Genomic DNA, 25,638 nt, shown 5'->3' with positions numbered 1-25,638 from the left:
GACGGAACCGTAGTTATCTGGAGTGAAATCATGGAAAACCGAAGAAAACCTGCGCCTCCTGCCGCCACGCTCGACATAAACTGCGACTGCAAAGAATATATGCTCGACTATCTTGCGCACAGTTTTCCTGTGCAGCTCTATGAGCCGTTCACCGACAGCGAGGGCAATCTCGCCTCACGGCCTGCTTTTGATGCCGACGGCAACCCCATCCTCAATCGCGAAGCCTGCCGAGCCCGTGATGCGATGCTCGAGCGGCTTGCGGCTTTGCCGCCTGTGCCCGGCGCGCTTGACCAGATTGTCCAGCATTTCGGGAGCGATGCGGTTGCCGAGGTGACCGGACGTTCCCGTCGCATTGTGCCCCGCGCCAACAGCGATGGTTCGGTGCGCTTCGCCGTCGAAAACCGGCCTGCTTCAGCCAATATTGCTGAAACCCATGCATTCATGGATGACAAGAAGCACATCCTCGTCTTCTCCGAGGCTGGCGGGACGGGGCGATCCTATCATGCCGACCTGGGCGTGAAAAACCAGCGCCGCCGCGTCCACTACCTGCTCGAAGCGGGCTGGAAGGCCGACACCGCCATTCAGGGCTTTGGCCGCACCAACCGCACCAATCAGAAGCAGCCACCGCTGTTCCGCCCGGTATCGACCGACGTGAAGGCGCAGAAGCGCTTCATCTCGACGATCGCCCGAAGGCTCGACAGTCTAGGGGCGATCACGCGCGGCCAGCGGCAAACCGGCGGCCAGAACATGTTCAGCGCCAGCGACAATCTGGAATCCTTCTATGCCCGCGATGCCCTGCGCCAGCTTTACCAATTGCTGGTGCGCGGCAAGATCGATGGCTGTTCGCTAGGGCAATTCGAAACAGCCACCGGCCTGTCGCTGCTCGACAGTGACGGCGGGCTCAAGGACGAGCTTCCGCCCATCACGACCTTCCTCAACCGGATGCTGGCGCTCACCATTTCCATGCAGAACATCCTGTTCGAGGCCTTCGAGGGTCTGCTGACGGCCCGGGTCGAAGGCGCAATCGCCAGCGGCACTTATGAAATGGGCCTCGAAACCCTGCGTGCCGAAAGCTTCTCGGTCTCCGACCGCAAGACCATCTACACCCATCCCGGCACCGGAGCGGTGACCCACCTCCTGACCATCGAACGCAAAGACCGGATCGAGCCGGTTGTGCTCGAGAGGGCGCTGGCCATGGCAGTGGATCGCGACGCCGAACTCGTGATCAACACCCGCTCCGGGCGCGCGGCAGTTAAATTGCGCGCGCGCAGTCTGATCGACGATGATGGCGGCATTCACCCGCGCATCCGCCTCGTCCGCCCCTTGGAGGCGACCAATATTCTCGCCGAGGCGTTCGCGACCAGTCATTGGGAGCCGGTGGACCGTGAACGGTTCACCGAAGTCTGGCAGGCCGAACTTGCCGACTTGCCCGAGTTCGAAACCTCGACCCTGCACATGGTTTCAGGCCTGCTGCTGCCGATCTGGCGGCGGCTCCCCAATGAATCGACCCGCGTCTACCGCCTGCAAACCGATGCTGGCGAGCGCGTCATCGGCCGCAAGGTTTCGCCCGCCTGGGTCGCCACGGTGATTGAGCAAGACACGGCGTCCGTCGTGCCTGCCGATGCTTGGGCGATGCTGTGCGCCGGAGATGCCAAATTGCATCTGGCCGAAGATCAGACACTCGCTCGCGTCCGCGCCATGAATGACTGGCGGATCGAACTGACCGGCTTCAACGATCTTGGTATCGAGCGATTGAAGGCAATGGGCTTGATCTCCGAGATCGTCTCGTGGAAACTCAAGCTCTACATACCGACAGGGGCTGTCGGGGTGGATGTGCTCGCCAAGCTGCTGGACCGGTTTCCGATCCAGCGGATTGCGGCACGAAAAGCCGCCTGAAGGAGCCCCGCATGGACAGTCCCGCCACCGATATCGCCCGCCGCCTTGCCGCCTCAGCCGAGGCGGTTTGCCGCCGTTACTTGTCCAATGGTCGCCGAGAAGGCCGCTACTGGCTGGTCGGCGATGTTCACAATTCGCCGGGTCGCAGCCTCTACGTCAGATTGTCGGCCACGGCTGAGAGCCGGGGAGGCGCAGGCAAATGGACAGACGCGCAAAGCGGCGACCATGGCGATCTACTTGACATCATCGCCGCGAGTTGCGCCCACCGGACCATGCGCGAGACGCTCGACGAAGCCCGCATGTTCTTGAGTCTGCCGCCGCCTGCTGAGGCCAAACCCCGAAACCCGACCATACGCAAAGCGCCGACCGGCACACCAGAAGCCGCACGGCGCCTATGGGCCGCCTCAAAGCCGATCACGAACAGCATCGCAGCGCGTTATCTTGGTCGCCGGTCGATCATCGATCTGTCCGGCATTGATCAGCTGCGTTTCCATCCGCGCTGCTACTATCGGCCTGCTGAAGATGATGTCCCTGGTGTGCGGGAGGCATGGCCCGCCATGATCGCTGCAGTCACCGACAATGAGGGCACTATCACGGGGGTTCACCGCACTTGGCTCGATCCGCAATCCCACGAGAAAGCCGCTGTCGCTTATCCACGACGCGCCATGGGGCACTTGCTCGGCTCGGGCGTCCGGTTCGGCAAAGCGGACGGTGTCATGGTTTCCGGTGAAGGCCTCGAAACTCTCCTGTCGTTGCGGCAGGTGATGCCATCCATGCCCATGATCGCAGGACTATCGGCCGCCCACCTCGCTGCCATCCAGTTCCCTGCTGCGCTGCGCTGCCTCTATGTCGCGCGCGATGATGATCCCGCCGGGGCAACGGCATTGTCGACCTTGATCGAGCGCTGCGACCCGTTGGGCATTGCTGTTATACCGCTTGAACCCCGGCTCGACGATTTCAACAGCGACCTTACAGCCTATGGCCACGGGCGGTTGGCAGCGGCCATTCGGGTGCAGCTCAGTGCCGCCGATGCCGTGCGGTTTCTCAAAGAATGAGCGAAGCTGGCCGGTAAGCGGGGGATTTTCCGGCGAAGTGGGGCGCATGGCCAACTCTCCCGATCCTTGAAGGTCGCCACGCCCTCGGCCTTCGGGAGGGCGCGACTGCGGCAGCGGACACGGGCACGGCAATGGCTGCGCTGCGGCTATTTTCCGCCGGGGCTGCGCCCCTTTGCATCGCGAAACAAAATTGCCTTGCTTCGCCATCCTCCGCTGGCGCTCCGGCCGCGCGGTTCCGCTCGGTGCAGGCCCATGCCCGCCGCCGCTGGTCGTCGCCACGAAGGCCGCGAGAGGCGCGGCTCAGGACACGGAGACCATCATGGCAAGCGCCCCAGATCTTCCCCTTGAAGACACCACCCCCGAACTCGGCTCAACCGCCTATCTCCTTCAGGAAATGCAGCTCTACGGCTATCGGCCCTTCGAGGACGAACCCGATGGCAGGCCGTTACCCGACGCTCGCCTTGCCGGTGGCGCAGTTGCCGACATGTTCGACGGGCTAGTCTCGGCCTTGATCGACACCCGCATTGAACCCGATCTCGAAGACCTGCTCTGGAACCTCGTCAACATCTTCCACCGCGCTGGCGAGCGGGTCGAACGCGATCTTGACGACAATGAACAGGCGCAAAAACGCCTTCAGCGCGAACAGGATGGCAGCGAAGTGCGCTCGGTCGAACTTGAGCGCCAGATCGCCGAGGGAATCTCACTCATCGAACGCCGCGACACGATGGAATTCTTCCGCGAAGCCGCCGCCGATCAATTCCGCATTCACGCACGCAAGGCCTGGACGCCACGCACCGGATCCCGCGTTAACCGCAAGGCCATGACCTCGGCCATCATCGACAGCCGCGCATTTCTCGACAAACGCGCCAGAGAGAATGCCCGTGTGCTGCTGCCCGAAGGCACCCGTATCGCCTTCACCGGTGGCCCCGACTGCAACGATCACTCGGCAATCTGGGATGTCCTCGACCGGGTTCATGCGCGTCATGCCGACATGGTCCTGCTGCATGGCGCCACGCCAACTGGAGCCGAACGCGCCGCCGCCTGCTGGGCCGATACACGCCGCGTGCCGCAAGTCGCCTTCCGTCCCGACTGGAACCGGCACAAGAAGGCCGCGCCGTTCAAGCGCAACGACCGTATGCTCGAAGCCCTACCAGTAGGTCTGGTCATCTTTCCGGGCACCGGAATTCAGGACAACTTGGCCGATAAGGCGCGCAAAATGGGGATCCCGCTGTGGGATTTCAGGGAGCGCCGGTCAGGGTGATCACTGGAATTTGGCGAAATTTAACTGGTGGATCACCGGCTTGCCCGCGCAAGTTGCAGCGTGGATTGGCAACGTTCGGAGAAATCACTTTTGATCGAGCTTAGGGTGCGCACGTTGCAGAGACTAGAGCGATGCCGGCATGACTTCCTTGCAGATCCGAAGCGCACGATCATCCACGCAATAATCGATAGGGCGTTGCCCCCCGAGTTTGGGGTTCGGAGATTTGCACCAGAGATGGGCCCTCACCGGATCTCGCGCGCGTTTGTCGGCCAAGGCCGTCAGCTCTAGGCGATTTTTCTCCAATGCTGCTTGCTGACGCGCTTTGTCTGCCGCTAGCGTTTCGGCTTCAATCCGCTCACTATGCATCCGCGCGAGTTCTGAGGTTGCACGTGCCAGACCTTCATCGGAATCGATCGCAAGGTCGAGCGGTGTCTTTCCATCAAGCTGCGCATTCGCTGTAGTCAGCCAATGTTGCGCTAATTGCCCCAGCACAGACGACGCCTTGTCCTGCATCGTTGAAATCCGGCGATTTCGCTCCACCTCCGCCAATCGAGCAACGCGCTCAGTCTCATTTTGTACCCGGCGCTCGTCCTGCGAGATCGCCTGGCGCTCATACTCCGCCAGCAACGGCAATCCTAATAGGTCATCGGCAAGCCGTCGCCCGCCTACGACCATGTCATATATGGCTTCGTGTAACGCGCGGGCTTCGTCCTCATCATATGAGGTTACGAACCAATCGATCCAAGCTGTGCGATCAAAGTCGGAAGTCTCGTTCGCCGGGACGCTCGACAATATCATATCGACCCAGTCGGTAACTGCCTCCTTCCGCTCTCGCTCCTGCTGCCAGGCTGCTTCCTGCTCCTTGCGGAGATACAAGGCGCTAGTTGATGGCAGCCATTGTTTGCCGAGCACGCGCTTATCGAACATCCAATGCTTATCTTTGAGCCATTTGAGATAACCGTGCACGGTATGCCAAGGATCCTCGAATGTAGGGAAATCCCGGCGCATTCTGTCCGTGGTCTCCTTTGATATCCGGTTTAGTCCTGGCCATATGAGATCTTGAACACATCCAAGGGCATCCTTGGTTTCGAAGGCAATCGGTGTCTCGTTCGCGCTATCCCAGAGGAAGCGGTTTATCACCTTAGCCTGCCAATACGCCGACGGCACTCGAAAGCATGCCGTCCCCTTCGTCGCATAGCCAATTTTTTGAGAAAACCCGCGTTTCATCGCCAATCTATGTTGAGTGATCAGATGCTCATCCGGGTCGCCGCAAGACGATAGAGCGTCGTTCCAAATCCCCACGATCCTTGAGTATTCCGCATCCAGTATCTGTTGTTTTGCCCTAGCTTCGGTGGCTGCCTGCGCCTCCATGTTCTGCTGAGCTTTGGCCGCTCTGGCATTGTGCAGCCATTCCCGAGGCGCAGTTTCGAGGATTGCAAGCTCCCATGCATCACGATTGTCCCAATCCAGCTTAGATAGGTCAATTTCAACCGACGAGATGCCGCGACTCTTAAGCTTTTCCAGCTTGATGGGATCGACCCTATGGCGCACATAAATCTCGACATGCAGGATCTTGCCACTGGCTGTAACGAGAAGCAGGTCGGGTCGGACATTCCCATCCGCCTTTTCGACCAGCACCTCTGAGAATTCATATGTCCTGCGATCGGAGATGGGCTCCGTCCGTCCGGCTGCCTGAGCGCGAACTTCCGGAATCCACAGCCATAGCCTGTCCGCCAACAAAGTCTTGGCGAAGAAGTGTAGTTCGGATTCCGGTGTCGGGCGGCAATTGGTGGGAGCATGATGGGCAAAATGCCAGCGCAACTTAGGGCCTTGCTTGGCCAGAACCAACTGTCCGCATTCAAAGCAGACACATCGGCATTGCAAGCCGTTGGCGACATCCTTGACGTCAGCGCGTCGACCTTCAGCGTCAATAGCCTGCGTAGGGTGCCAATCGTTAGTCATGAAAGGTTAGCTAAGGTGAAAATCTGCATAGCCCTCCCAAACTAGCGCGCGGATTATCAGTAGCAACATCATGTGTTGCATCTCATGTGATAAACGCCTCATCAATGTCCAAACGGTAGGTTGATAGGCAGGATTTCCATTCGTCGTGCCAAAAGCCACCTGCAGATAAATTTCCGAACTTACTCGGTCCCCACATGGGCATCGAAAGTTCAAAGGCAGAGCGATCGTAAGGGTCAGTACCGGCAGCCCACGCCGACCCATTCGAACATCCGCTGCGCCACTTTTCGCGGGTGTGAAGCTGCCATTCTAGATCTTCAGCCTCCGTCGCGCTTTCCTCGCCGGATTTTTACCGGGTCGGACAGGCTCGGGTCTGCCCAAAATGCCCGAAGACCTTGCGCTAGAATGCAAAAACTCAGCTTTCCAACATACGCTTTTCGTAAACCGTCTTGATCGCGCGGCCATCCCACACATAGCAAAGGTGCCGCTCCTGTCGGCAATTTGCCAACAGTCTAGGCCGAAACACAGCGGCACATTCGCCGTCAGGATCGCGGACGCTTTCATAGACCATCCCGTCCGACCCTCCATCGCGCAAGGTCCGCGCGGTTTCCTGAGACACGGCATAGCTGCTCGGATGGTACAGTGCTGGCAGCGCCTCTCGCTGCCCGCGGATGTCATGCAAGGTGGCATCAATATCCACAGCATAAACCCGCATGTCGAGTTCCTGCGCCGGTTCGTCGGTGGCCTCAAGGAAATGCGTGCGGTGATGGCGGGTCTCGGCGATTGCGGTTGCCAGTGTTCGTCCGGCATAGAAGACGCCGTAGCTGCCGTCGGTGAAGCGGTCGCCGACCGGATTGAGGTGGGTGAACGCCGCCATGATCGGCGTGGAACCGGGGCCTGAGACACGGTCTTCAGGCGGCACGAGCGACAGCTCGCCTGCCTCGTCGCGCAGGCGGTCGTTGGTCATCGCCTCGATGGCATAGACCGCTTCGAGATCAGCCGGATCGGCAACCGCCTCGAACAGCGAGATCGGGGGAAATCTGCTGGGGATGATGCGGTAGCAGGGCGTCCAGCGGACTTCAGACGTGGGAATGTCCACGGGTCAGCCGCGCTGCCCGTCAACATACTGACGCACGACATAGAGGTCGGCGACATTGCCCGACATCATCCGGTCAAGCGCCGAGGCGCCGCCGAAAACTTGCGCCTTGTTGGGTTTGCGCACCCACTCATCGGCCGTCTTGGGCAGCAGGATTTGCAGGCCTTTGTAGATGCCCATGACATAGGAAATTCGCTCCAGCGCATCCTTGGGCAGCGCCGCGACCACACCGCGCTTCCATGACTGAAAGGTCGAACGACTTTCCAGACCGAGCAAGCGCATTTGCTCCTGCTCTTTCAGGCCCCAGGCATCAGCGATGCGGAAAAACGTCCGCAGGGCCGGCCCCGTCAGATCCTTGCGATCAAGTCCCTTTGCAGGCGCTTTGGCTGCAGCTTGGATACCCATGTCGGCACATCCTTTCATGGCTCCATATGCTCATATTCTGCACAAAAGTCAATGTGAGAGCTGATATTGCACACTTCTACCTGTGCGCTTCAGCGAGAGCCCTCTGCTTTTTCCCGTCCGCTGTCCAAGGCGACGACGCCACTCGATCAGCCAGTGGCTGCGTGAGAGGGATGATTGCTGCTGCGTTCCACGCAGTGATCCGGCGGGGAGGAGGCCTCCGACTTTTGGTCGATGAAAACGGAGATTGCGGACTGACGTTCGTTCTCCGGTGGCGCGAAAACCACCCCTCCTTGTCGCCTGTCTGCGGGTCTCGTCACGCCTAATGCCGTCAACCCCGTGCGGGGTTCGCCCTTCGCTGACGCTGCGGTGACGGCGGCTCCCGGCCCCTTCTTTTGGCGCCATCGGGGATGGTCCCCGACCACCTTTAGGAGAAACTACATGGCTACCATCGCAAACCTCACCGTGAAGTCCGACGACAGCTTCGAAGGCAACCTCGCAACGCTGACCGTCTCCGCACCGATCGCCATCATCCCCAACAACCGCAAGACCAAGGACAGCGAACCTGACTACCGCATCGTCAGCCGCAAGAACGGCTTCGAGCTGGGCGCAGGCTGGAAGCGCTTCTCGCAGAACACCGGCGCCGAATATGTCTCGGTCTCGCTCTCCGCTCCTGAATTCGGCACCATCTATGGCAACATCGCCAACGCGCCCGGCGATGATCCTTCGAAGAAGGTCATCATCTGGAATCCGCCAAGCTAAGGCGCCGGGAGTGGCCCCGCCTTCGGGCGGGGCCACAGCACCTGTTAGCGCTTGAATGCTCGTCAGCCGGGCTAAAGTGATGGGCGTGCGTAAAATCCCGCTTTTCGACGCACGCCCGCCCGCGACATGCGCGAAAAGCACGCATGCGGTCGGACCATATGACGGCCGACCTGGTGGGCTCCTTGCGGGTTCGCCGCCATCCCCACCTCCACGATTGATCCGCCCCAACGTGCGGCGTCTCCCATGGTCCCCGCGCTTATTGGGTCCGGGTCCCCATCATTTCATTCCTGCGGCGCAGGCGCAGCAACCGTTCCTATCGTCTCGATTTCCGCGATGCGCTGAAACTCGGTCAGGTATTCCGCGCGGTGAACCGAGAGCCAACGGACGATGCGCGCGTTTGCCAACAGCTTTCCGAGATAGCCCCGCGCGAAGGTCAAATGGAGGTTGTCGATGCCGTAGGTTTCCTCGACCGATTTGACCTGCGTTTGCAGAGCGGCAAGCTCGCGCTCCATCCGGCTGATCTGCTGGCTGGTCGGGCCAGTCACGTCGGGCTTGCGCGCCTTCTTGCCTGCGGGAACCAGCTGCTCTTCGGTCGTCGCAGCGAGCAGCGCGCGTGCGAACATCAGCGAGAAATTGTTCTGCCCGATCATCAGGTCGGCTGCCTCAATCTGCCGCAGCGCTGTCATGCGTCGCAGCAGATCGAACACCTTCATCGAGCAATTGGTATCCTTAAGGGCATCGGCGGCCTCGGTGCAGATGCCATCGAGCAGGCGGAAGCGCGCGCGGATCGACTGCACTTCGAGACCGAGTGCGTCGGCGATGACGGCTTCGGTCACCCCGCGCTCGATGGCGCGCACGATCATCCGATGTTCCTGAATCGGTGGGAGGCGGTTGACGCGCTTGTTGTAGGTGTAAGTCTCATCGTCATTGGCGACGAGGCACTCAACCGTCGGAATTTCGAGCTGGCGCAAGGCTTCGACCCGCAGATGCCCATCGAGCAGGAAATACTTGCCCGCATTCTTGGGATCGGGCGCGACTGCGGGAGCTTCGACAATCCCGATCGCCTTGATCGAACTGAGGATTTGGGCGAACTTTTTGCTCTCGCGCACGCCCTGCTGGAGTATCTTCAACGGAACGAGCTGATCGAGTGCGACGGTGACGGTCTCGCGTTCAAAGCCGAGCCGGACACGGTGATCCGAGCCGGGTTCCATGTCTGGTGTGTTGGGTTCGGACCAGTCAGTCATCGCTCTCACCTGCAATTCGCATGGCAAGCGCGCGCGGCATCGTCTCGAGCGCCTCGGCACGCAGCAAGGTCAGAAATCCGTCGTCGCCCAGCAGATCCTTGATGGCCTCGACGATGAACAGCAGCCGGGTCTGCGTGAAATCGGACTTCTTGACGAGCAGGCGCTGCTTCTCTGATTCCCTTTGATAAACCTGCATGAGGTCGCTCGCGGTCAACTTGCGATTTGCGGAACGCCGACCGAGCTTTCCTGCGGGCATCGATTTGTTGTGCCCGCGCATCCGCAGCTCGAGTAGCCTTCGCACCGAAGCCAGCTTCTTGCCGCGCAGCTTGCCTGTCTCATAGGCATCGAGCAGCAGGCTCTGCGATTCCTCGGATTCCGCGCGGGAGATTTCCATTGCCAGGCTGATCGGGATGAGACCCGTTTCCACTGCCGAAACGAGCCGTTCCTCGCCCCGCTCCAGCAGCGAGACGATCATGCTGACCCATGAACTGCTGACCCCGATTTTTTGCCCGATCTGGGTTTCATTATACCCGCGCCCGCGCAGGGCGCCGATCTCGCGCATCACGTCGATCGGGCGCGGCGTCCGGCGTGCGATGTTCTCGACCAGGCTCATCACCAGACAATCGCTCTCGCTCGCCTCGATGACGACTGCGGGAATTTCCGTCTGGCCCAGCATCTGAAATGCTTCGAGCCGGCCTTCGCCGCAGACGAGATCATAGCGAGGCCCGCCCGGACCCTGATGGCGACTCACGGTGATCGGCCGCTTCAATCCGATCGACTCGATGTTGTTCACGATCTCACGGTGCTGACGCTTGTTGCGCGAGCGCGGATTGAGCACCGTAATCTTGGAGACCGGGATCATCTCGATCTGCTGGGGGCGCATAACGGGCATCAAGCAGCCTCCGGAATGGCGACGGGCGCCGTGATGTCATAGAAGAAATCCAGCGTGTCGAAGCGATAGGCGTCGAGGTGCAGGTCGTTATCTTCAGCCAGCCGCAGCCGTTCGCTTGCGACGTCAATTCTCGGGAACAGATAATAGTCAAACGGCGCGCGGTTGTGCATGTCCATGCGCACAACGATGGTAATGTCTGCGAGGTGGCTGGTGTCGAAGCGGATCTTCCACCGCAGGAGGCCGGTCGGTGTCGGTGTGCAGCGCACCAGAACAACGGCGAGGCTGAACTCGCCATTCACGCGGATGCTGTCGCTGGCGAGGTCCTGCCAGGCATCGCTCCCTTGGGCGTGAAGGCCAGTCAATATGTCGCGGACAATGTCAGGGTGCAGGCGGCGGAGCGCCTTGTTGATTGCAACGTAGCGGTAATCGCGCTCCGGCGAAAAACCCACCAGGCTGTAAGCGCGCAGGAGACTGCCAAATCGCAAGCTGAAGGCGCTGCTCGACGGCAATCCTTCGCATTCGTCGATAATGATGCCGGACAGCAGGCCCTTGCTGGCGTAGAGTCCTCGCAAAGCTTCCAGCATCTCCTCGTCGGACAGGCGGAACGAGCGCGCAGCGATAATCGAATGGGCCGCCTCGAACAGCTCCCGTTCAACGATCCCCTCGAATGCGCCCTGTGACCTGATCCACATGTCCGGGGCATTGCGAACCCGCTTCTTCTTCAGCTTGAAAGAACGGCGATTCCAGACATTGTCGCCGACATATTTTTCATTGATCAGGAGCTGGTGGACAGTGCCGCGCGTCCACGGACGCTGGAGGTCGGACAGGATGCCGCGATCATTCAGATCCTCGGCAATCTCGCGTTCAGTTCGTCCGTCATGGACGAAAGCCCGGTATATCTCGTGCACCACGCCGATTTCTTCTGGCGGTCCGGGTGTCAGGATGACGCGGTCGGTCTGGAGACTCTTCTGCTCGCCGCGGCCGAGAACCGCCTTGGTGTTGCCGTGCTCATCTATCAGCGTCCGGCGCAGGCCGAAACCGGCGGGACCGCCCTGGCGATAGCCCTTCTCGATGAGCCGCCCCTGGCCGGCGAAAACCTTGACCGAAAGCTCGCGGCTGTATTCGCCAGCCATGGCGCGCTTGAAGCCCTTGAACATGGTGCTCATCGGCGACCCGTCATTCTCGAACTGTTCGGCGCAATAGGCGATCTGAATTCCGGCCCGGCGACAGATATATTCGTAGTAGGCGCTCTCGTCCGCGTCCTGGAAACGGCCCCAACGGCTGACATCATAGACCAGGATCATCTCGAAGTCGGCGACGCCTGATTCGACGTCAGCAATCAGTCGCTGCAGTGAGGCGCGGCCATCGATCGACAGGCCGCTTTTGCCGTCGTCGGCATAGGTGCGGACGATTTCGATGCCCCGAGACGCCGCATAGTGGCGGATCGCGTCGGCCTGATTTTCGGTCGAGTATTTCTGATGGTCGGTGGACATCCGGACGTATTCGGCCGCCCGCACGGTGGGCTGCTGTTCGGCGTCGCTTGGCGCGTCTTCTTGATCCCAACTCGCCAATGCGCGCCCCTTTCGAAATCCGGACTGCAGTGGCCAGGGCGGCCAACCGCTGCAGCGCGAAACACGGACCTCTCCGGCATTCCCGCACTCTCAACAGTATATGTGGGAAAGGACCGGAAGATGTTGCCGAAAAAGGGCAGGAAGTTGCCAGCATGGGAAGGCGCGCTCGCCAGCCGCCAGGCCTATGCCGAAGTCATCGCCAATCTGCTGCGCAAGGAACATGGCGATACGCATCGCGCGGTCAAGCAACTGATGCGTCTGACCCATGCGAGTGAGCGGTCCGCCAAGCACTGGATGGCCGCGCAACATGGACCAGACACGGTCTTCTTCTTGCGTTTGGTTGCGACGTCTCCGGTCATCCGGGCGTTCGTCCTGGGCATCATCGAAAGCCAGCAATCGTCTTCGGCGGAGGCTTCCAAAATAGGGCCGGGCATAACATCGTTCGGGCAAGGCCACCGGGAAGAAATGTCTGCGGGCAGATATTGGCCGAATTCTGACACTATAAATGACCCTGAAAGTGGCCCTGTAAATGACCCAATAACGAGCGGGCTCAATGAGCGTCAGCGCTGGATACTCGACCGAGTCGCGCGCGGTTTATCGACGAAGGCGCGCGATGTTGCCGCGCATTGGCGGGTGAGCATCAAGTCGGCGCGGCGCGATCTTGCAGGACTGTGCGCCTGCAATCTCCTGCACTTTGTCGGTGCCCGGAAAAATGGACGCTATCACCTCGTTCGCGCGTGAACGCCGATGATGCCGGTAGGCCCATGCCTGGCGCGCGGAAGGCAACGATAGATCGCTGTCCTTTCGGCGGGTCTGTAGTTAAGATCGATGCCATGAAACGTGACATGGATCTGGTCCGCAACCTGCTGCTGGAGATCGAGGACGGTCGGCGCGCATTCGATTTGTTGACGCCGGAGATCGCCGAGATACTCGGCGAAGATGGTGCAGGCAAAATGCCGCGCGAGCAGGCTGAGCTGATCGAATACCATCTGGCTCTGCTGGACGAGGCGGGTCTCATCACGATTCAGGCGAAGCTGTCCGGTGCGGTCTGGCAGATCGGTCAGATCACCTGGGCCGGCCATGACTTCCTCGACACCATCCGCGACCCTGCCATCTGGCGCGAGACAAAGGCCGGGGCCAAACAGGCTGGCGGTTTCAGCATCGAACTCCTGAAGGCGCTCGCCAAAGGGCTGATCAAGAAGAAAATTGAACAGCACACCGGCGTTGAGCTGGACCTGTAGTCGCGGTGGCGGTGGGCCGGTCATCAGACACGCCTGAACTTCAGTGATGCTGTTTGCCTTTGTCCAAGAACTCATCGAATGACGCGTAGCAGCGATGTCCCTCCGCATTCCGCATCCGGCCCAGCCGGGTGCGCGTAATTCTTTTCTGAAGGTAGGCGCAGACGCTGCCGAACCGATCATCCGGGATGAGTTCGAGCTTCGAGCCAAACTCTTTCGTGATGTTTGCATAGATCACCGCGGGCCGAAATTTTTCGGTACGATGCGGAGCCCACGAGGCGAATTCATTATACTGCTTCGCGAGATACTTCGTGTACCGTACCATATCGCGATCAGCACCGATGGTCCCTGCAAGGGGGGCCATCGTGACACGGGACCGCTGCTGACGAATGCTGACATTGGAGCCAGCGCCGACAATGACCACGGTGCCCTTGTTGTCGGGGATTGTGATGCGGTCCATCGCATCAAGAAGGCGCTTTGCTGAAAACCTGTCCGCTGTCCTCTCTGGACGGCCAGCCAACTGCTCGTGCTCCTGCTTCATCGCGAGGAGCTTGGCCACGGAGAATTCAATCGTGTCTGAGTCGATCAGCTTGTGATGACGACGACATAGCAGGATGAGGTTCTCGTAGCCGTGCCGCTCCACATCGGTTTGGTCGGGATCATAGCGTTCACCACCTGCTTTGCTGGCGCGAATATGGCAGATTTCGCCCATGTTGATGCCGGCCATCCCTGGGCTGTCTTCGATGATGAGCGCAGTACAGCCGGAAAAGGCACAGCGATTGCCCGACATGGCGTAAAGGCGTTGAATGGCCCGGATCGAAGGCTTCGGCATTGGCCTTGCTCGCTATTCAGATCTCGATGGGGACCTCGACCAGCACGGGGACCAACGCGGAAATTGGCGTGTGAAGGTCGACTTCAACGCCCGGCGTCTCAAGGCTGATCACAAGCGCGTAGCGCGCCTCTTGGTCATATCTTCCGAGCGATTTGCGCTCTCGCCACCATCCCGAGATCGGATGGACATATAGAGCATTGCGGGCGGCAAGTTCGACAGCAGGCCCCTCCCAGATGTCGACATGCAGCGAACCCGACGAGATCTGCTTTTCGCCAAATAGCCAGCCGTCGTTCGTTTCATTGACTGCGCGCGGAGCGTCTTTGTCGTATCCTTCGGCATTGTTGCGGCGATTGAAGTTCCCAATCGTCTCACGTGAGCGCTTGAGATCGAAACGTAGGCCGAAGGACTGGTAGCGTGCCGGGTCCAGATTGGTGGCAAAGCTGGGGTTGGGTTCCACGAAATAGGAGAGGGCAACTTTTAATCTCACCCGAGTGTTGTCGAGCGCCTCAAGCACATCCTGGGGCCAGGGGAGCTGATAGATATGCGACTCGTTGAATCGCACGCTGCTGCCTTCCATGCGGAACGGACGTATCGTGTTTTGTGCGACCAGGGCGAGATCATCGATGGCCGACGCCATCGCACGCCCCAGATCGGGGATACCGTAACCGAACCGCCTGAGGCAGTCGGCCTTTTCTCGCTTTGTCGCGCACTGCGCGACGAGTTGATCCATGTGCCCGGTCCAACGGGCACTATGCACCATCAGCGCACGGATCGTTTCCGGCCAGTAATGCGGGTAGGCCGCAGTCAGCTGAGCTGCCATTCGGGCAGCCTGAGCGGTTGCGGCACTTGTCGCCCAAATGGCGTCCAGCGGCTTCTGGGCTACGAGGCGGGAGGCCGTAAGGAGGGAAAGGGAATCGAGTCCCGCTACCGCTTCCGCACCGCACGGGCTGAGCGCCCTGTTCCCGGCCTCGAAGACGAGTTCGGGTTTGAACGGAGATTGGCTGGTGTCCCAGAGGAAGGATGTCCGGCTGTAAGGACTGACGGCACCAACCGGTGCCATCGTGGTCCAACCGTCGTAGCCTGCCTCGCCGATCCCGGTCTTGTCCGTATATCCGCCGATCGTGAGGGCATTCCACGCCTGGGACGGGTCTTCTGCCGGGAAAGCATCAGCATCTGCGATTTCGGCGGCAATGGAATTGTCGGGAATATTACCAGCAGAGAGCAGTATCAGCCGCCGAGGCGACGGATTTTCGTCATCGTCCGACTCCGCTCCGGCCGCCGCCTGGTCGATGGCCGCGCTCCACGCCGTCGCGTCTGATCCGCTGCGCCCCTCGTTGGTGACCGCCATGCAGAAAACACGGTCACGATCAGGGTTGTTGATCTCCGCGAGCAGAATGGCGCTCTGGGTGATCGGTCCATAGGAATGGGGATCATTGTCCGGCACACCGGGAGGGGGCAGAATCTTGACTGATTCCAGACGGTGGGTGAGCTCGATTGGCTGATCGCTCGCGAGCGGACCTACAAAATCCCCATGCAAGGCAAGACCCGCCATGCCGGTCCCATGGCCAGCGCCGTGTTCGTGATCGTCCCCGCCCCAGGCCGTGTCGATTGCCATCAGATCTTCTGGCGACAGAGCGGGTTCTATCAGGGGATGTGCCCGATTGACCCCTGTGTCGAGCAGGCAGACCGCCGGCGCGTCATTGCCGGGCCAGGTTACACGCTCTGCGAGATCATCGATAAATGCCGGAACGTCGTCCTTCAGGTCTCGGGTAAACACCAGCGGGCTGTCGCTCGCGCGACGCAGCTCCGAAATGCCTGCGGTTGCGAACAGCAACATCTCGATTGATGCGCGCCGTCCGTATGCCGGGATCACCGTCGTCTCCGGAAAACGCAGAAAGGTGTCGGGGTTGCCGACATGCAGCCCCAAAACCGCGGCGCTGCCCAGAACTCTGTCGATGCGATCGTTGAAGCACCAGAGCGCCCACCACATCTGCGCTTGGGGGTCTTCCGGCAATGCCTCGGGAGCGTCGCGCCAGAAACTTTGCAGGCGTGCCGCGCGAATGTGCTCGATCGGTTCGACCCGGGTCTTCTTGGGCGGCGAACCCTTTTCGCTCAGTTCCCCGTTTGTGTAGTCCTCAAAGACTTGGGAAAAGGCATCGCGCATGTCATCCGGGACAAACAGGGCAATGCGGCGCACGCCGTTCTCGTCGACGATTTCGGCCGCTTGCCGTGTGCCTTCCCTTTGCCGTTCAAGGTTGGTGGCGCCGGTGCCCCGATTGAGTTCAACCTCAATGAAAACGCCGCCAGCAGGCTCAAGGTCCACTGGCTGTTCGGGCAGGCCGCGCTGTCCAGCCTCAGCTTCTGCAAAGGCATTGCCAATTTCCGCGATGAGGCGGAGACCGTGATCCGCACGCACTCTGTTTAGCGCGCGCTGCCGTGCGTTGCTGCCTGGCGACTTGAAGGTACGTCGCTGGGCAAGCGGAGTGATATCGATGTGCGGTCGGTTGTGTTCGCTCACAGGACTCAGAGCTTCACCGCAAACGCCGTTCGCATAGCCTGGCGCTCAGTGAGCTTGGCGACGACCTCCTGGGTGGTCGTCTGCTTCCTCTGCTCGAGGATCGCGGTCTTGACGACTTCATCCGCAGCGCGGGCGACTTCGGCCTGGCTAAGCCCACGCGCCGCCTGCTCGATCGCGGCCCATCCTGCGCGCTGGAACTTGAGGGGTTTTAGGTTGGCCTTGATCACCGCGCGAATCTGCGCTGCGGTCGGCATCTCAAATTCGAGCACGTCGTCGAACCTGCGGAGGAGCGCCCGGTCCAGCAGCTCCGGATGATTGGTGGCTGCGATGATCGGGCTGTCCGTCGAGGTTTTCTCTTCCATGAACTGGAGGAAGCTGTTGAGGACGCGACGCATTTCAGCGACGTCGTTGGTCGCGGTGCGATGACCGCCGACAGCGTCGAATTCATCGAACAAATAGACCCCGCGCCGACGCCGGGTCTCATCGAAAACCAGACGCAGTTTTGCTGCGGTCTCACCCATATAACGGGTGATCAGTGTTTCGAGTCGAATAATAAAGAGCGGAAGCTTCAGCTCACCTGCGATCGCCTCTGCCGTCATGGTCTTGCCGGATCCCGGGGGGCCGACGAACAGCAGGCTTCTTGACGGAACCTTGCCATGTTCGCGCAGCCAATCGCGTTTGCGCTGCTGCAAGAGCATCCCATTGAGCCGCTCGGACACCGACGCGCTCAGAACAACGTCCTGAAGATCAACCACAGGATCGCGATAGTCTAGCAGTCCTTCGAGATCGCCGCGCGGGGCAGCAAAAGATACGGGAATAGACGCTTTGACCCCGCCCGCGCCGCGCGCGGCATCGACTGCGGAACGAAGTTCATTTGCAGTGTCACGGTGCCCTTGACGGGCTTCCGATGCGGCAACTTGCAAGGCAATAGAATAGAACTGCGCGTCGTCACCTTCCGCGCGACTGCGTAACATCGCCAGTATTTGCTTGGCGTTTGACATCTACTCTACTTTCCATCCCCTCGCGTCGCAAACCTGTGACGCGAACAGCGATACGTTATGCTTCCTGAAAATTGAAGCGCGATTGTTGTCCCGGGGCCATCCGACCGCCTGGGCTGGGCTCATGCTGCAGCACTTCGAACGCCCTTCGCCGGTGTCGGTCTCTTGCCGGTCGGCGTGAGGCGGCCGCCAACACCCTCCCGCGGGGCGAGGCTGCGCAGGTTGCGGAGGGTTTCCAATTCCTCTGGATGGCGGTCCAGAATCTCGATCAAGCCTACTGCGGCTTCGCTGGGCGGTGTGGCCCCGCTTTCATACTTCTGGAATGCGCGCCGTCCGCCACCGATAATCCGGCCTGCCTCTTCCTGGGTGAGGCCGAGCTTCTTGCGAACAGCCTTGACGCGCGCCGCGTAAGCCGTTCGCAGTTCGAGATGGGCCTGATCCAGAGCCTGCAGCTCCGCCCCTGAATGGATGGAATCACTATCGTCCTCGGGATACCAGCCCGGCACCTCGACTTCGCGCGACATCGACCCAACGCTGACCGTCTGCAAACGAGCGTCGCGGCGGAGGACCTGGCCGGTCTCGGGATGAATCCGTGGCTGCGTCACCTTCAATCCTTCTCGAACAATGTCAGCACGACATCGATCAGGGTCTTCCCATTCGCAATACACCTTTAAGGTTAATTTTCAACAGCGGCATGCAATCTGACCGGCCGCAATGCTTCAGCGCCCTCGGCCAGCAGGCGGGCGATTTCGTCTGATGTTTTGCGCACCGCTAGCTTCAGAGCTTCATCGATATGGATGTAGTCTTGCGTCACGTTCTGCGAAGCATGCCCGAGCATGGCCCGTATCGTCAGTTCCGTGAATCCGAGTTCGCCCGCGATGCTGCCGAAAGTGTGGCGAAGGGTATGAAGTGTTGCGCCCTCAATTCCCGCCCACTGGCAAACTCTCCGGAAACAGGCTGGTGCAGCCTGGTATGCGCCAGCGCCCGTCATTGACGGGAACACGTAGGGGTTACCAACGATCTCGGGTTGAGCGAGAACGACCTTCAGTGCTTCTGGGCCGATCGAGCGGACCTGAGCATCGGTTTTGGTATCCGGGAAGGAGACAAACCCGCCCTCCGCATGCACCCAGGCGCGCTTCATCGACTGCGCCTCTTCCCGCCTGTATCCTGTCAGCGCAAGTGTCCTTACCACTGCAAGTGCTGTCGGATTTTCGCCATTACGTTCGGCATAGGCGATTGCTTTACCGAACGCGACGAGTTCGGCAGTGCTGAGCCGTCTCGTTTTCTTGTTGATTGCGAGTTTCTTGGCTCCTCTGGTTGGGTGCTCCGCAATCAGCCCCTTGTGCTTGGCATGACCCAAAATGGCTTGCAGCGACCCGAGGCATCGCGACGCGACGCCAGGTCCGCCAGCGGGCCGACCGCCACGGCCTTTACCTCTAGCCTTGGCAGTTTTGCCGTCCCGGACATCAGCCTGCATCTGCTCGACATCCGCGATCGTCAGCCTTTTTGCCATGCGATGGCCTAGAATCGGTTTTATGTGCGTGTTGATCCTGCTCTCGTCCATCGCGAGCGAGGAGGCCTTGATTGGACGGTTCTTGCGGCCAAGAATGTTGCCGGCGCGGGCTTCAACCAGATACCAGTCGCAGATCTCGGCGACGGTCATGCCAGTGCGGGCCTGGTGAATTGCCTCTGCTGGATCCTGACCACCAGCAACTTCGCCAAGCTTGATCTTCGCCAGATCCCGAGCCTGCTCCGTCGTTATGACGCCATAACGGCCAAGATTGATGCGCCGCTTGATCCCTTCGATGTTGCGGTACTGAACGATGAAGGTCTTGAGCCCCGATGGCAGCGCCCGCAAGCCGAAGCCCCGGATCTCGCTGTCCCACAGGACTGCCTGTTTATCTTTAGGCGGCGCGAATGCGTCCACATTGCGCTTGTTCAACTTCGCTGTCGGCATATTTGACCCTCCATTTGGAGACAAAGATTTCAGAGGGGTGCTTTGTCTCCAATTTGTCTCCAGATTTAAGCGTTTCGAGGGTATTATGGGCGGAGACAATCGTAAAGGAGAACATCATAAATAGCTGATTTAGCGCAGATAATCGTACTTGGGAAAGTTTGGGAAAAGTGGCCGAAATATTTTGCCAAGGTTGGGGTCGAGGGTTCGAATCCCTTCGCCCGCTCCAGTTTTCCCAACATTTCAGCGACATTTCGCCTTCGGGCGCCTGACCATAGGTAACCGGCAAGGTAACGCGAAATGGCGGTGGATATTTCCTCCCGACACTTTCGACTTGCCTTGCTTCTCGAAGCTCGATTCAATACGAGCAGACGGAACAAACCATGAATCAGGGGACGACCATGTTCACATCGCTGGAGCTATGCGCCGGAGCCGGGGGGCAAGCACTGGGCCTCGAGAAGGCAGGGTTCGAGCATGAGGCGTTGGTCGAGATTGATTCCCACTGCTGCAACACCCTCCGGGCCAATCGCCCAAGCTGGAACGTGATCGAGGACGATCTCCGGGTGTTCAAGGAGCGGGCCGCCGATTTTAAAGGCGTGGACCTTGTCGCGGGCGGGCTCCCCTGTCCCCCGTTCTCGCTGGCAGGCAAACAGCTCGGAGAGCGAGACGAGCGCAACCTGTTCCCCGATGCTCTCGACATTATCGACGCCACCCGGCCCCGCGCGGTGATGATCGAGAACGTCCGGGGCTTCCTCAGCGCCGTGTTCCATGACTACCGGGAAGGTCTCAAGAAGCAGCTCAAGAAGCTCGGATATGAGACCGATTGGCGCTTGCTCAACGCATCGGACTTCGGTGTTCCGCAGCTCCGGCCGCGCGTCGTGATCGTGGCGCTCCAGTCCAAGTACGTCGATGCCTTCGATTGGCCCGAGGCGGAGGCCCACAACCCAGCGACAGTCGGCCAGACGCTCTATGACCAGATGGCTGCCAACGGCTGGCGCGGTGCGAAGAAGTGGCGCGACCGGGCGGACGAGATTGCGCCAACGCTGGTTGGTGGCTCGAAGAAGCACGGCGGACCGGACCTCGGCCCAACTCGAGCAAAGGCGGCATGGGCCACGCTCGGGGTCAACGGCCTGTCGCTGGCCGACGCCCCGCCGGAGCGCGACTTTGTCGGAATGCCCCGGCTCACGGTCCCGATGGTCGCACGGTTGCAGGGCTTCCCGGACGATTGGCAGTTTGTCGGGCGCAAGACGGCCGCCTATCGGCAGGTGGGCAACGCCTTCCCGCCCCCGGTCGCTCGAGCCGTGGCGGAGAAGGTCGCAACGGCCATCGCCAATCCCGCCGTCGCCAAGCGTCGAGCCTGAGCTTCATCCCAATCGAACAATGTGCTAGCCCTCCCGCGATAGGTTCGCGGGGGTGGTTTTGCGTAAGAAGATACCAACAAGTGTAGTCGTTCCGGGTCACCCCGATTACGAATTGCTGACGAGCATTGCAGGCGAGATAGACCGCAAGGCGGGCGGCCGGGCAACTTTGGCCTCCGAGATGCCCCTGATGCTCCGGGATTGTATCGACGCACTCATCAATACGCCCCGCACCGGCCGCCGGGACTTCAACGAGCTCGAGAAGGTCGAGAAGACATTCATCGGAACGCACGTTGAGATTGTCGTCCGCCGCTTCCTCCGGCTCGAGAAGGGGCTCCTCGACACGGTGATTCTCGGCCATGACGTGGACATCAAATTCACGACAGGCGACAACTGGACCATCCCGCCCGAGGCGTACAATCATCCCTGCCTCATCATCGCGGCGGACGAGGAGCGCTCGCTCTGTTACATGGGCCTCATCGTCATACGGCCGGGGGTGATGCACGGCGGAGCCGGTAACCGCGATGCCAAGCGAGGCATCAGCGCGGAGGGCTTCGAGCATATCCTCTGGCTGCTATGCGATCACCCCTATCCCCCCAATTTCTGGCGCACGGTGGACAGCGCTACGGTGGAGCGGATCACGGCCACCCGCTCGGGCAACGAGCGCGTGTCGGCACTGTTCGAGGAGGTGCAGGGCCGCCCGATCTCCCGTGACGTGATCGACGCGACGGCACGGCAGAAGGACTTCACCCGCCGGACCCGGGCGGACAACGGACGTGGAGCGCGCGACAAGCTCCTCGAGCAAGGCATCCTGTTGCTGACCGGGACGACACACCCTGCGCTAATCGCGGCGCTCGGCCTGCCGTTCTGCCGCCGGGGCGAGTACATCTCCTACACGCCCAAGGACGATGCCGAGTGGGCCATCGCTGCCCAACACGGAATCATCCGGCCGTAGGTCACAGCGCGTAGGGGCTCACCTCCCCGGCGCGGTTGGTACAGAGCAGGCAGAGCCGATGGTGGGCGCCCTCGCTCTCGAAGGGCTTGCGGCATCGCAGGCACGGCCGGGTCACGGTCTCCGGCGCGTTGCCGTCAGAGTCACGCCGGAGCCGGTAGGTCTTGCCCGCATTCGACACTGCTAGGCGACCAGCGACCGCATCATGCCGAGGGCGCGCAACTGCCCACGGGACAGGCCCTCGACCGCAACGAGCTCGGCCGTGTCGGGGGAGCGGATAATGTCCACCCACACCTCCCCCTTCGCGCCGGGCTGGCACAATAGCCCAAAGAAGGCACCGAGCTCGGCCGCCGGGACCTCGAACAGCCGCGCGATCTTGCGGACGATGGCGACAGTGGGCCACTTGCTCGGCTCGTTACACCGGGCGTCGATCAGCGCTGCCAGGTGGGCGTCCCGGGTGCGGTCATCGAACAGCGCCAGATACCCGTTGCGGAAGCTCTCCGGGCTCAGGTCCACTGGTCGCTCGTCTCATAGACAGCATCGGTGCGGACCTTGCGGAAGGCGACCTCGGCCGAGCGTTCCGCACAGGCGAGCTCGATCAGCACCGGGTCCGTGCCGGAGCGGTCGAGTAGGGCCTGTCCGGGCGTGATGCCCTTCTCGACTGCGATCTCCCCGGCGCGCGCCATCATGGCGTCGGCATACTCGGCCGCCTTGTACAGCGGCTCGGCCGCACCGGCCGCCACCTCGGAGGCGTTCTTGCGGAGCGCGGCGCCCGCGCTCTTGAGGATGACGGCGGTGGCACCCGTCACGGCGGGGCGGTCCACGCTCGAGATTTCATTCACGGTCATGGAGCGGATGATCTTCTTGGGCTGGGTCATTGTGCTGGTTCCTTCGGCTGGGGGACGGCGGCGAGGTCATTCTCAACCTGTCGGGCTATCTGGCTGGCTATGGTCTGGGCCTTCGCCCGGGACTGGCGCGGCTGTTCGAGGTACTTGAGCATCTGCGGCGCATTCAGCTCGAGGTCGCACAGCAGGAAGGGGCGGAACTGGCGCATCAACCGGGACGCGCCGTGGCCGGTGTTGCCGTGCCGCTCGAGCCACTCCGAACAGAATGCCCGGTCGGCATCGAAGAGGGCCTCGGCCGCCGCGCCCATTTCCGCGATTGCTGCGGACAGGCGGTTGGCGGCAGCGACCTTCTCGGCCGCGATCTCGCGCAGGCGGTCCGGGCCTTCCGGCTCCGGGCTATGCGGCTTGCTGAACATTCCCATGGTGATCTCCTTCTTCCTTTCCGATGGTGCCGAGGTTGCCCAACGAAGCGCGCACGGATGCGATGATCTCGCGCGCCTCGTTCGGATTGAAGCCCGCGCCCTCAAGGTCCACGCGGCGCATTCGCCAGAATTGTTCGTCAAACAGCGGGCGCTCGGCTTCGTCACGTGCGCGCATCAACACCCAGCGGTCATAGACAGTCACCGGCTCACGCTCCCCGCGTATCAGGCGATCCTCGTCCCACAGCGTGGCGAGCTCGGGGACGGGCGGGGCCTTCTCGCCCAAGTCCATCAGCAGCGAGATACGCAGCGCCCGGCGGCCGTCCGGCCCCATCATCTGGCAACCCACCGCGAAGGCGAGGAGGTCGAGCGCGCTATCCCTGTTCATGGTCGATCACGCGCGCCGGGGCAGGCAGCGCCCTCCGCTGGGCGTCCACGAACTGCAATGCGACACGGGCGACAGCATCGCCCAACAGGCCCGCGTCAATGTCGTGTGTCACTCGCCCACGCACGGACACGGCCGAGGTCTCCCGGTACGCGGGCAGCAGGGCGCGGGCGCGAAGCTCGAGCAGGCGGTCCGAATACTTGCGGACGGTGCCGACGATGCGCTCACGATGGCGCCCCCCATAAATTGGGGGCCTATATACCTAGCTAGCCGAGTTGCGATTAGAGCACTGCGCCGTCTGGCGGTTGGATTTGCCCCCAGCGCTCCACAATGCCAGCGCAGGCCGCTTTGATCTCATTGAAGCGATAGACGGCATTGCTAGGCGCGGTGTGAACCTTGCCGGTCCACATATCGATGGCGACACACATCTCCTTCTCAGGGTCTACGTCGCCAGCCCCTTGCTTCACTTTTGTATCAAGATAGCCAAACGAAATCGCACCCTGCCAATCGGCTACATCGCCCGATAGGACTTTGTTCTTGGCATAGCGGAAAAAAGCGACACCGATCTTAGGTGTGTTTCTCATATTCACACGGCGAAGGATCAAGTTTGGGCTGAATGTCAGATGGAAGCCGTTGATGTCGAGGCTAGGCATTTTTCCAGCCAGCGACACCTCTTGCACGCGGGCAGGCAAGGCGGGTGGGTTTTCAAGAAAGCGTTCAATGTAGTCGGCATTATGCTCCGCTACCTCATTGTCAAAGTCAGAACCCTGCAACCCGTTGCGTAAAATTTCCATTCTCGCTTCAAGGTCGGCCACGGTAGAATCAGGACTTGACACATATCGCGCAATCGATTCTTTCGCGTCATTATGCTGAATGACCCGCGCTCTCGACATATATTTGCAGCTTTTCAGGATGCTGCGCCGGGTTTGTTCGCTCGCCGCCATATAATCGGCAAGGCGGTTAGCGGACATACCTGGATTTTGCCGAACGTTGTGGGTCTTCTCTTGGATCATTGGTTCCACCCGGAGATAGATCATGGCCAGCCTATACCTTAGCTCCGTAGGAAACTGCGGTAAGACGCTGACATTAAAGCCTCTGACGAATCGAATGGCACAATACATTGATCCACCACCACTTGATACAAGCGGATATTTCCTTGTAGAGGAAAGTGGTGGAGAAGCCTCAATCCTTGCTCGTGTAGATAACGAGGAAGCAGCAATGCGCTTGGGTAGACTACTCGGTCTAGCTTGATTTTCCTGACTTCCCTGTGATTGCTTTTGGCTGAAACATTGATGCGATCTGCTTCGCTTCGTCAGGCCCGCTAAGCAGGTGTGCTTTCGTTAAGATGTATTTTGGGAACTTTGTGGGCAGATACTCGTGCCTGAACCAGCGCCTAAACTCCGGGATTGCTTGGTCTGGATATGCTTTAGCGGGCTGGGGGTTGCTACGTGACTGCGGATAGTAGTCTGGGTAGTTGTGGCTATATTCGATGCGCGGGCCATAAATGCCTTCAAGGCCCTTCTGTTTCCAATGGTCCGCCCAGCACATCCCGACGCTAATATCGGGAATCGTTTTATCGTTCACAGTCAAGCTAGCGTTAATCAAATCAACGATTAAGCCGGAAACTTCATTAAATACTATAAAGTATCCGTCTGAAGCACTCCCTTGAAGTATCGAAACGCGGTCGTGATGATATTTCCAACGATCAGGTGGCGTGTAGCCCAATGCGTCATAGATAAACTTCTGCAAGCCATAGCGGGCAAGGTTGCGGAAGTTGGAAAGTGCTGTTGCGTTGGTTCTCTGCGCTTCAAATGCAAAGTATTCAACCATAGCCATACACACCATGTCTGGATATGCGTAGTATGGAGAACCATCTTTCTTGATTTCAAGAAACAAGCTAGGGGGAACCTCGAACAATGTGGTTTCCGGCTGACGCTGGTGGCGTGATGGCTATTCTGCGGGCGCTGACGCCGATTTTGGTTTACTCGGTGCCCTGATTGG

At 60.4% G+C, this 25,638-nt stretch carries 26 protein-coding genes; 8 read left to right on the top strand and 18 right to left on the bottom strand.

The genetic code is table 11. The features are described from left to right. The 3 genes from B7X90_RS08840 to B7X90_RS08830 all read left to right on the top strand — a co-directional run. A partial coding sequence (locus tag B7X90_RS08840) for a strawberry notch C-terminal domain-containing protein (protein ID WP_292623659.1) occupies window positions 1-1,896 on the top strand: 1,896 nt, incomplete at its 5' end. Between the two features lie 11 nt (window positions 1,897-1,907). Next, window positions 1,908-2,951 (top strand): toprim domain-containing protein, encoded by a 1,044-nt coding sequence (locus tag B7X90_RS08835; RefSeq protein ID WP_292623657.1) that lies wholly within the window; start codon window positions 1,908-1,910, stop codon window positions 2,949-2,951. A gap of 319 nt (window positions 2,952-3,270) precedes the next feature. After that, entirely contained in the window at window positions 3,271-4,212 is a 942-nt protein-coding gene (locus tag B7X90_RS08830) for a DUF2493 domain-containing protein (RefSeq protein ID WP_292623655.1), read from the top strand. A 123-nt stretch (window positions 4,213-4,335) separates the two neighbouring features. On the opposite strand, the gene B7X90_RS08825 is transcribed toward B7X90_RS08830, so the two are convergent. The 3 genes from B7X90_RS08825 to B7X90_RS08815 all read right to left on the bottom strand — a co-directional run bounded on the left by B7X90_RS08825 (window position 4,336) and on the right by B7X90_RS08815 (window position 7,672). Further along, window positions 4,336-6,174, bottom strand: a complete 1,839-nt coding sequence (locus B7X90_RS08825) for a competence protein CoiA family protein (protein WP_292623654.1) — start codon at window positions 6,172-6,174, stop codon at window positions 4,336-4,338. 412 nt (window positions 6,175-6,586) lie between these two features. Beyond that, window positions 6,587-7,270 (bottom strand): RES family NAD+ phosphorylase, encoded by a 684-nt coding sequence (locus B7X90_RS08820; protein WP_292623653.1) that lies wholly within the window; start codon window positions 7,268-7,270, stop codon window positions 6,587-6,589. A gap of 3 nt (window positions 7,271-7,273) precedes the next feature. Then, window positions 7,274-7,672, bottom strand: coding sequence for an antitoxin Xre-like helix-turn-helix domain-containing protein (locus B7X90_RS08815; RefSeq protein WP_013831738.1), 399 nt, complete (start codon window positions 7,670-7,672; stop codon window positions 7,274-7,276). Window positions 7,673-8,110: 438 nt separating this feature from the next. Between B7X90_RS08815 and B7X90_RS08810 the strand changes: the two genes are divergently transcribed. Beyond that, a complete protein-coding gene (locus B7X90_RS08810; protein ID WP_006966713.1) occupies window positions 8,111-8,431 on the top strand; it encodes a DUF736 family protein in 321 nt (106 codons plus the stop codon). A 281-nt stretch (window positions 8,432-8,712) separates the two neighbouring features. On the opposite strand, the gene B7X90_RS08805 is transcribed toward B7X90_RS08810, so the two are convergent. The 3 genes from B7X90_RS08805 to B7X90_RS08795 are packed head-to-tail and all read right to left on the bottom strand — an operon-like array spanning window position 8,713 to window position 12,084. Continuing rightward, on the bottom strand, window positions 8,713-9,675 hold the full coding sequence (locus tag B7X90_RS08805; protein WP_292623646.1) for a plasmid partitioning protein RepB C-terminal domain-containing protein: 963 nt from the start codon (window positions 9,673-9,675) through the stop codon (window positions 8,713-8,715). Continuing rightward, the gene (locus B7X90_RS08800) at window positions 9,668-10,567 is read right to left on the bottom strand and encodes a plasmid partitioning protein RepB C-terminal domain-containing protein (RefSeq protein ID WP_292623645.1); all 900 of its coding nucleotides are present in this window, start codon (window positions 10,565-10,567) and stop codon (window positions 9,668-9,670) included. Before B7X90_RS08800 ends, B7X90_RS08805 begins: the two co-directional genes overlap by 8 nt. Continuing rightward, complete coding sequence (locus tag B7X90_RS08795) at window positions 10,567-12,084, bottom strand: recombinase family protein (RefSeq protein WP_292623660.1); 1,518 nt, start codon at window positions 12,082-12,084, stop codon at window positions 10,567-10,569. Before B7X90_RS08795 ends, B7X90_RS08800 begins: the two co-directional genes overlap by 1 nt. 174 nt (window positions 12,085-12,258) lie before the next feature. Between B7X90_RS08795 and B7X90_RS08790 the strand changes: the two genes are divergently transcribed. Both B7X90_RS08790 and B7X90_RS08785 read left to right on the top strand, forming a co-directional pair. Further along, window positions 12,259-12,879: a hypothetical protein gene (locus tag B7X90_RS08790; RefSeq protein ID WP_292623644.1), complete on the top strand. Its 621-nt coding sequence runs from the start codon at window positions 12,259-12,261 to the stop codon at window positions 12,877-12,879. Between the two features lie 92 nt (window positions 12,880-12,971). Next, window positions 12,972-13,379, top strand: a complete 408-nt coding sequence (locus B7X90_RS08785) for a DUF2513 domain-containing protein (protein WP_066284193.1) — start codon at window positions 12,972-12,974, stop codon at window positions 13,377-13,379. A gap of 40 nt (window positions 13,380-13,419) precedes the next feature. Here the strand turns inward: B7X90_RS08785 and B7X90_RS08780 are convergent, their stop codons facing one another. The 5 genes from B7X90_RS08780 to B7X90_RS08760 all read right to left on the bottom strand — a co-directional run bounded on the left by B7X90_RS08780 (window position 13,420) and on the right by B7X90_RS08760 (window position 19,681). After that, window positions 13,420-14,208, bottom strand: coding sequence for an HNH endonuclease (locus B7X90_RS08780; RefSeq protein ID WP_292623642.1), 789 nt, complete (start codon window positions 14,206-14,208; stop codon window positions 13,420-13,422). Between the two features lie 16 nt (window positions 14,209-14,224). Continuing rightward, window positions 14,225-16,726, bottom strand: a complete 2,502-nt coding sequence (locus B7X90_RS08775; protein WP_292623641.1) for a S8 family peptidase — start codon at window positions 16,724-16,726, stop codon at window positions 14,225-14,227. 5 nt (window positions 16,727-16,731) lie between these two features. Further along, complete coding sequence (locus B7X90_RS08770) at window positions 16,732-17,727, bottom strand: ATP-binding protein (RefSeq protein ID WP_066284201.1); 996 nt, start codon at window positions 17,725-17,727, stop codon at window positions 16,732-16,734. Window positions 17,728-17,846: 119 nt separating this feature from the next. Next, complete coding sequence (locus B7X90_RS08765) at window positions 17,847-18,329, bottom strand: type II TA system antitoxin MqsA family protein (RefSeq protein WP_292623640.1); 483 nt, start codon at window positions 18,327-18,329, stop codon at window positions 17,847-17,849. Window positions 18,330-18,400: 71 nt separating this feature from the next. Beyond that, complete coding sequence (locus B7X90_RS08760; RefSeq protein ID WP_292623639.1) at window positions 18,401-19,681, bottom strand: site-specific integrase; 1,281 nt, start codon at window positions 19,679-19,681, stop codon at window positions 18,401-18,403. Between the two features lie 398 nt (window positions 19,682-20,079). Between B7X90_RS08760 and B7X90_RS08755 the strand changes: the two genes are divergently transcribed. Next, on the top strand, window positions 20,080-21,039 hold the full coding sequence (locus tag B7X90_RS08755; RefSeq protein ID WP_292623638.1) for a DNA cytosine methyltransferase: 960 nt from the start codon (window positions 20,080-20,082) through the stop codon (window positions 21,037-21,039). Window positions 21,040-21,151: 112 nt separating this feature from the next. Further along, entirely contained in the window at window positions 21,152-21,991 is an 840-nt protein-coding gene (locus B7X90_RS08750; RefSeq protein ID WP_292623637.1) for a NaeI family type II restriction endonuclease, read from the top strand. Between the two features lie 180 nt (window positions 21,992-22,171). Here B7X90_RS08750 and B7X90_RS08745 read toward each other — a convergent pair whose 3' ends face one another. The 7 genes from B7X90_RS08745 to B7X90_RS08715 all read right to left on the bottom strand — a co-directional run bounded on the left by B7X90_RS08745 (window position 22,172) and on the right by B7X90_RS08715 (window position 25,554). Further along, window positions 22,172-22,504, bottom strand: coding sequence for a hypothetical protein (locus B7X90_RS08745; RefSeq protein WP_292623636.1), 333 nt, complete (start codon window positions 22,502-22,504; stop codon window positions 22,172-22,174). Next, window positions 22,495-22,866: a hypothetical protein gene (locus B7X90_RS08740; protein WP_292623635.1), complete on the bottom strand. Its 372-nt coding sequence runs from the start codon at window positions 22,864-22,866 to the stop codon at window positions 22,495-22,497. Before B7X90_RS08740 ends, B7X90_RS08745 begins: the two co-directional genes overlap by 10 nt. Beyond that, complete coding sequence (locus tag B7X90_RS08735; protein ID WP_292623634.1) at window positions 22,863-23,255, bottom strand: hypothetical protein; 393 nt, start codon at window positions 23,253-23,255, stop codon at window positions 22,863-22,865. The genes B7X90_RS08740 and B7X90_RS08735 overlap by 4 nt, the downstream gene beginning before the upstream one ends. Further along, a complete protein-coding gene (locus B7X90_RS08730) occupies window positions 23,230-23,640 on the bottom strand; it encodes a hypothetical protein (RefSeq protein WP_292623633.1) in 411 nt (136 codons plus the stop codon). The genes B7X90_RS08735 and B7X90_RS08730 overlap by 26 nt, the downstream gene beginning before the upstream one ends. Next, window positions 23,627-23,752 carry a hypothetical protein gene (locus B7X90_RS08725; protein WP_292623632.1) on the bottom strand — a complete coding sequence of 42 codons (126 nt, stop codon included), beginning with the start codon at window positions 23,750-23,752 and terminating at the stop codon, window positions 23,627-23,629. Before B7X90_RS08725 ends, B7X90_RS08730 begins: the two co-directional genes overlap by 14 nt. Before the next feature lie 166 nt (window positions 23,753-23,918). Beyond that, window positions 23,919-24,650, bottom strand: coding sequence for a hypothetical protein (locus B7X90_RS08720; RefSeq protein ID WP_292623631.1), 732 nt, complete (start codon window positions 24,648-24,650; stop codon window positions 23,919-23,921). Between the two features lie 229 nt (window positions 24,651-24,879). Continuing rightward, complete coding sequence (locus B7X90_RS08715; protein ID WP_292623630.1) at window positions 24,880-25,554, bottom strand: hypothetical protein; 675 nt, start codon at window positions 25,552-25,554, stop codon at window positions 24,880-24,882. Between the last annotated feature and the right edge of the window lie 84 nt (window positions 25,555-25,638).

The sequence above is a fragment of the Novosphingobium sp. 17-62-19 genome (assembly GCF_002256775.1).
Taxonomy (GTDB): Bacteria; Pseudomonadota; Alphaproteobacteria; order Sphingomonadales; family Sphingomonadaceae; genus Novosphingobium.
This window is presented reverse-complemented; position numbering and strand designations above follow the sequence as displayed.